The sequence below is a fragment of the Candidatus Neomarinimicrobiota bacterium genome, assembly GCA_030743815.1.
In the GTDB taxonomy this organism is placed as follows: domain Bacteria; phylum Fidelibacterota; class Marinisomatia; order Marinisomatales; family S15-B10; genus UBA2146.
The window spans coordinates 44,187-51,296 of the sequence record JASLRT010000086.1 but is presented as its reverse complement, the minus strand read 5'-3'; the positions used below and the strand labels follow the sequence as shown (position 1 = coordinate 51,296).

The window sequence follows — 7,110 nt, the reverse complement described above, 5'->3', positions numbered from 1 at the left end:
GCAAACTCATCGGGATGAACAAATCTTTGCACAGGAACATGGCGTCTCGTAGGACGAAGATACTGTCCGATGGCGAGGATATCACAGCCTGTTTCCGCAACATCTTCCATGAGGGAAAACACCTCTTCAGCCGTCTCGCCGAGACCGACCATGAAAGCGGTCTTCGTCCTCAGACCAAACTCCTTTGAACGTCTCAGCACTGCCAGTGACCAGTCGTACCTCGCCTGCGGACGGACCTCACCGTAAAACCTCGGCACAGTCTCTACGTTGTGCCCGAGAATATCCGGCTGTGCAGTGAAAATTGTCAGCAGTGCCTCATCGTCGGACTTCATATCAGGGATGAGCACCTCCACCGAACAGTCAGGATTCAACCGGCGGATAGAGCGAATTGTTTCTTCCCATATCGAAGCGCCGCCATCCGGCAGTTCGTCGCGATTGACGGAAGTGATGACACAGTGCTTCAGCTGCATTTGATGCACAGCTTCCGCCGTCCGTTGCGGTTCCCGGGCATCGTACCATGTCGGCTTCCCCGTCTTCACATTACAGAAACCGCACGATCGTGTGCAGACATCACCGAGAATCATCAGAGTGGCAGACCGCCTCTCCCAGCACTCATAGATGTTGGGGCAGAGCGCTTCTTCGCAGACGGTGTGGAGATTCCCGTCACGCACCATCCCCTTCAGCTCGGAAAAGTTTTGGCCGCTCCGCAGAGTAACCTTCAGCCAGTCGGGCTTTCGCTCCATCTGAGGATTAGCTTCACTACTCCTCACTGCGGGCGTCATCTCTCCCCCTTCTGAAAAAGGAGCACCATGTACTTTCGATACTTGCGGAATTCACTGCTCTTAAGATAATCCACTTGATCCATCTTCTGCCTGATTTTCTTACCGTAGACCAACTTGAAGAGCTTAGACAGCTTTGGCGCATTCTTTGTCGCGGAGTGCGATGCATATTCGGCCATCGGCACGATAAACCGGTTATAGAAATGGTATGCCGCATCGAGTGTCGGCATCACATTTTCGGTGATATCTCGCTCAACGATCAGATCAAAACCCCCACTCTTTGCCGCCTCCAGATAACGGTCGAGGCGGTGGGCCGATTTGAGATGCGGACTGTCGCCACCATCGGAGCTGCTGACGAAATAGTCGGAAACCAGCCAATATCCGCCCGTCGACAGCAGATACCACGCTTTTTCAATCCCAGACTCCATGCGGATATATGCCGCACTCTCGCTCATAAGGATCAGATCATATTTCTTCTGTGTCTCGAAACTCTCAAACCGTGTCCTGTAGAATTTGACGTCAGAATTGAACTTCTGATGAAACAGCTCCTCCTGATAACTGTCCGGCGACAGCGCTTCCACTTCAAATCCCCGCTCCTTGAGAAAAGCGGTGTTACCTCCAATTCCACATCCTGCATCCAGTACTGTTTTGACGCCTGCCGGAATGAGATCGGCTAAATGGACAATATACCTCTCCTGAGCGTCACGAATCTCAGAAAGAGTGGTAGATTCAACGTCCACAGTTTCAGGATTCTCCCATAATCCGTAATGCAGATACGGCGACCGGATCGTCTCCGCATACAATTTCAACACGTGATCAATCTTAGCCATAGCTACAACAACACTGACGTATTTAGATTCTCCAGGCAGTCTACCATTCGCTGCAAAAACCGCCCGCCGCCGGAGCCATCAATCAGGCGATGGTCCAGGCCGAGAGAGAGATAGACCATGGAACGGACTACGATGGCGTCGCCGTGCTCCGATTCCCTCACTACCGGTTTCTTCTTCACAGCGCCAACACCGAGGATCGCCGCATTAGGCTGGTTGATTATAGGTGTCCCGAGGATGTTGCCGAAAACGCCGTAATTGGTGATTGAAAAGGTAGAACCTTGCAATTCATCGGGTAAAATGTTGCCGCTCCTCGCCCTTTGCGCCAGGTCGCGGGTCTTACGGCAAATGCCGAAAAAATTGAGCTCTTCGCAGTTTTTAATGACAGGAACCATAAGACCCTCTTCAAGCGCTACCGCCAGACCGATGTTGATATTCCTGTGATGGTGAATTGTGGTTCCGTCAAGAGAAGCGTTAAAAATGGGATAATGCTCTATAGCCCTGACAGCCGCTTGAATAAAGAAGGGGGTGTATGTCAGTTCAAAACTTTCACGCAGCAGGAAACGATCTTTTTCCTGTGTCACGTATTCCACGATGCCGGAGACGTCGCACTCGGAGATAAGATAGGTATGCGCTGATGTATCAAGACTGAGCCTCATGTGTTCCGCAATGATCTGACGCATGCGCGACAATTCCACCACCTCTTCCTTGAGACCTGGGGCCGGGGTGACAGATACAGACGCCATCCTGCCTGCCTTAAGGTAGGCGAGAATATCTGCTTTCGTCACTCTGCCTCCTCGACCACTGCCTTCGAGGGCCGCCAGCTCATCTTCAGCAATGTTTTCCTTCCTGGCGATTGATCTCACCAGCGGAGTATAATATTGCCTCTTCTCCCTTGGCTGTCGTGCAGTCGGCGCAGTTTTATCTATAACCGCTTCTGGCTCATCACCATCGGCGGGTTCAGGCTCCACCTCCACACCTTCATCTATCTCAGCTGTGGCTTGAGACTCTTCCTCCCCGGACGGTACAACAACAGCCGCATCACTGTCTGTCTCGATCCGGGCGATAGTTTCACCCACCGGAATAACGTCGTTAGGCTGCGCCAGAATCTCCACGACAACACCGACGGCAGGTGACGGTATCTCCGAGTCGACCTTGTCTGTACCGATATCCAGCAGAGCCTCGTCCTTACCGATTTCATCGCCCAGTTGTTTGCGCCACTCGATGATGGTCCCCTCAGTGATCGATTCACCAAGTTTCGGCATTATAACATCAACAAGCACAACTTCTCCACAATCTCAATATTCTATCAATTCCTGCGCTGCTTGCGCCACATCTTCCGCCTGCGGTAAGACTACATCCTCAATAACGGCGCTGAACCCGACGGGGCAGTCCTTGGCTGCCACCCGCTTTACCGGTCCGTCCAGAAGCTCAAAATATCGATCGGCAATAATGGCTGATATCTCCGCCCCGGCACCGTTTGTAATGTTATCCTCATAGACAACCAGCGCCTTGCTAGTCTTATGCAGCGAACGCTCTATAGAATCGTAGTCGAGGGGGTTGAGCGTGCGCAAGTCAATGATTTCGATAGAGACGCCCATGGACGATTCAAGCGATCTGGCCGCTTCGAGACTCTTGTAAACCATCATGCCGTAAGTGATAATGGTGAGATCAGATCCTTCCTTTACAGTCCTCGCCTTGCCAAACGGCAGCAGGTAATCCTCATCCGGCTCCGGCGTGGCGGCGGGAACAAAACGGTAGAGACTCTTGTGTTCCATGAATATAACAGGATCGTCCATACGGCACGCCGTCTTCAGAAGTCCCTTGGCATCGGCACTATTGGAAGGATAAGCAATCCGTATACCAGGAAGATGTAAAAAATAGCCGTCAATCGATTGACTGTGAAATATGCCGCCATGGACATATCCACCCACAGGGACCCGGATCACAATGGGACAACTCCACTCATTATTCGACCGGTAACGAATCGTTGCCATTTCATTGCGGATCTGCATCATAGCCGTCCAAATGAAATCGCTGAACTGAATTTCCACTACCGGTTTCCAGCCGACGCACGCCATCCCAATTGCCGTTCCTATGATAGATGACTCAGCAAGCGGTGAATTGTATACCCGCTCCTTACCGAATTCTGCCGTGAGACCCTTTGTCGCTGTAAAGACACCGCCCTTCAAATCTGCCACATCCTCACCGTAGATCACCATCTTTTTATTCCTGGCCATCTCCTCATGAAGCGCATGGTTGACAGCATCCACCGGAACGATTCGATCTGAAATATAGCTGGGCTCAGATTCTTCCAGCGCGGTTGTTTCATCATCTTCACTGTAGACATATCTGGTGGCAGTCTCCGGGGAAGGAAGTGGTCTCGCCTCGGCCCATTCCGCATCTTCTTCTACCGACTGTCTGACTTCCGCATCGATCTTCTCGAATTCCTTACGGGATATGACACCACCTTCAGCACAGGCATCAGAGAACCGGCTAATTGGATCTCTCTTTCTATCGGCTTCCAATTCTTCTTTATCTCTGTACTTCTTCTGGTCATCGGAAGAAGAGTGAGGCAGTAGACGGACAACGTCCGAGACGACAACGCTGGGACCTTTCCCTTTCCGGGCCCTGTCAGCAGCTTTGCGGAATGCCATGTGAGCCTCGAAAAAGTCTGTGCCGTCAACCTGGAAACGGGCAAGATTTTTGTATCCCGCCACTATGCCGTATGCTGACCCTCCCGATGTCTGCTCCGAAACGTGCACCGAAATAGCATACTTATTGTCCTCAATATGGAATATTACCGGGAGCTTTTCCCGGCTCGCCCAGTTAAGCGCTTCATGAAAATCACCCTGGCTTGTGGTCCCTTCACCCGACGAGACGTAGACTACCCCTTTTTCTCCCCCTTTCACCAGTGCCATGGCGCAGCCAACCGCTTGCAGATACTGGGTACCGGTGACGCTCGATTGCGTGATTATGTTGAGTTCTCTACTGCTGAAGTGGGTCGGCATCTGCCTGCCCGCGGAATAGGGATCCTCCGCTCTGGAAATAGACGAGAGAAGCTGTTCCCGACCAGTGATTCCCAGTCCAATGGTGAACGCCATATCACGATAATAGGGAAACGGCCAGTCTTCACCGCGGCGAATCACCTGCGCCGCCGCCAGCTGTGCCGCTTCATGCCCGGAACCGCCGGTGTGAAAAGCACTCTTCCCTTGCCGCAAAAGGATGAGAATCTTCTCGTCCAGTCTGCGCGATAGAGCCATGTTGCGGTATACATCGAGTAACTGTTTCTTTGTAAAGCCGTGAAATCTGGGCACCGTCTCTACTCTCCTGTTTTCACTTTCCGTTCGAAACCGAAGATCGCTCTGAACTGATTCTCCACCACCCTCTCTACAGCATTCAATGACTGTTTGGCATCAAGTACTTTCTCCATGGAAGTAACGCCACTTTCAAAGATCCCGCACGGGATAATGCCGTCGAAGTAGCTGAGATCGGTATTGACATTGAAAGCAAAGCCGTGCATCGAGACCCATTGCGACAACCGTACACCGAGTGATGCAATTTTTTGATCACCCACCCATATGCCCGTCACACCTCCCTGACGTTCCGCCGTGATATCAAAGTCAGCCAGCGTGCTGATGAGCACCTCCTCCAGCGAGCGCATGTACCAGCTGACACTCATACGGTGGTCGTGGAGATCGAGAATAGGATAGCCCACCAACTGCCCCGGGCCGTGGTAAGTCACATCCCCACCGCGTTCGGTACGGAACACCGGGATTTCGCGCCGGCGGGACTGCAACAGGTGGTTCTCGTCACCGTTCTTACCCAACGTGTAGACCGGTTCATGTTCTACTAAGATTAGTGTGTCCAGGATACGTCCTTTTTTTCGCTGCTCCATCAGATTTTTCTGGTACTCCCACACCTCGCTATAGAGTCTTCTCCCTAACCGTTGAACTTCCAGCTGCTTAAGACGAGAAGCGGAATAGGGCGGAACCAGATCTCGCGCCAGTGGTTGATGCCATCTCACATCTAACATTTTACTCCTAACGTCCTCATCTTCTATGACCGTCACACAACTCCATCTTTCCATTACTCCAGCTTAAATATGAATCGCCTCCCCATAAGCATCAGCTGCTGCTTCCATGATTGCCTCAGCGATGGTGGGGTGAGCGTGTACTGTTTCCACGATCTCTTTGTAGGTAGACTCCAGCATCTTGGCCGCCGCCACTTCGGCGATCAGTTCCGTCGCCTCCGGTCCAATGATGTGACAACCCAGCAGTTCACCGTACTGGGCGTCGAAGAGGATCTTGATGAAGCCGTCGGTGTCATCCTGTGCCAACGCTTTGCCGCTGGCACGCATGGGAAAGCGGCCAACCTTCAGCTCGTGACCGGCCTCCTGCGCCGCTTCTTCCGTCAAGCCGATGGATGCCACCTGCGGCCGGGTGTAAGTGCACGCCGGGATGCTGGTGTAGTCAAGGGGCGTTGGATTTCGGCCACTGAGATGAGCCGCCGCGATACGGCCCTGGGCAGACGCCACGTGCGCCAACCACGGCGGACCGGTTACATCACCGACGGCGTAAACGCCTTCAACAGTAGTTTGACAGAACTGATCAGTTTTGATCCAGCCGTTCTCCAGCTGCACACCCGCGGAATCCAACCCCAAATCCTCAACATTCCCCTGGATGCCCACCGCCACCAGCGCCAGATCCGCTTCCAACACCTCTTTCTCTTCTCCTGCGGCGAGATGAACCTTCACCTTCGTCTTGAGAGCATCAATCTTTTCCACTTTCGCGGACGTGCGAAGATTCATTCCACGTTTCTTCAGGTATGACTTTAGTGCTTCAGATATTTCTCCATCTTCCAGGGGAAGGATTTGCGGCAGCATCTCTACCAGGTGTATTTCCGTTCCGTACTCGTGGTACAGGGTGGCGAATTCCACACCGATAGCACCGGCTCCAATGATGATCATTTTTTTTGGCGGTTCCTCTAATGTCATCGCTTCGCGGTACGAAATCACCCGCTTGCCGTCAGTCTCCAGGCCAGGAATCTCCCGGTTACGCCCTCCCACGGCGATAATGATGTTTTCCGCTTCCAGTACCCTGCTGCCGTCTTCGGAAGTCACTTCTACATCGTGAGACGACTGAATCGTGGCCGCCCCTTTCAAATGGGTAATCCTGTTCTTCTTCATCAGGTACTCAATCCCCTTGGAGAGGCGCTTGGCGACCTTGCGGCTCCGCTTGACCACGGCGCTGAAATCCACCTTGTAGTCACCGATCTCGATACCGTACTTGCCGGCGTTCTTCACCAGATGGAGCACCTCGGCGTCGTGTAACAGCGATTTCGTCGGAATGCAGCCCCAGTTGAGGCAGACACCGCCCAGCGTATCCCGCTCCACCACAGCTACGTTTTTCCCAAACTGTGCCCCGTGGATAGCAGCTACATAACCGCCCGGCCCGCCACCAATAACAATTAAATCGTACTTGTTTCCCTTCGCCACAATAGAT

General features: G+C 52.8%; 6 protein-coding genes. All 6 read right to left on the bottom strand.

Annotated features, from left to right (window positions below; all coding sequences use genetic code 11):
* Positions 1-782 (bottom strand): lipoyl synthase (gene lipA / locus QF669_07120; GenBank protein MDP6457201.1); only part of this gene is annotated, 782 nt, incomplete at its 3' end.
* Entirely contained in the window at positions 779-1,609 is an 831-nt protein-coding gene (locus QF669_07115; protein ID MDP6457200.1) for a methyltransferase domain-containing protein, read from the bottom strand. The genes QF669_07115 and lipA, both read right to left, overlap by 4 nt.
* Before the next feature lie 2 nt (positions 1,610-1,611).
* Complete coding sequence (locus tag QF669_07110; GenBank protein MDP6457199.1) at positions 1,612-2,889, bottom strand: dihydrolipoamide acetyltransferase family protein; 1,278 nt, start codon at positions 2,887-2,889, stop codon at positions 1,612-1,614.
* Between the two features lie 15 nt (positions 2,890-2,904).
* Complete coding sequence (locus QF669_07105; GenBank protein ID MDP6457198.1) at positions 2,905-4,923, bottom strand: thiamine pyrophosphate-dependent enzyme; 2,019 nt, start codon at positions 4,921-4,923, stop codon at positions 2,905-2,907.
* A 5-nt stretch (positions 4,924-4,928) separates the two neighbouring features.
* Entirely contained in the window at positions 4,929-5,678 is a 750-nt protein-coding gene (gene lipB, locus QF669_07100; protein MDP6457197.1) for a lipoyl(octanoyl) transferase LipB, read from the bottom strand.
* 27 nt (positions 5,679-5,705) lie between these two features.
* Positions 5,706-7,103: a dihydrolipoyl dehydrogenase gene (gene lpdA, locus QF669_07095; GenBank protein MDP6457196.1), complete on the bottom strand. Its 1,398-nt coding sequence runs from the start codon at positions 7,101-7,103 to the stop codon at positions 5,706-5,708.
* Between the last annotated feature and the right edge of the window lie 7 nt (positions 7,104-7,110).

Bases quoted from the DNA above. Each gene is read 5' to 3' on its own strand.
- QF669_07115 (MDP6457200.1), bottom strand. From the start codon at position 1,609: ATGGCTAAGATTGATCACGTGTTGAAATTGTATGCGGAGACGATCCGG.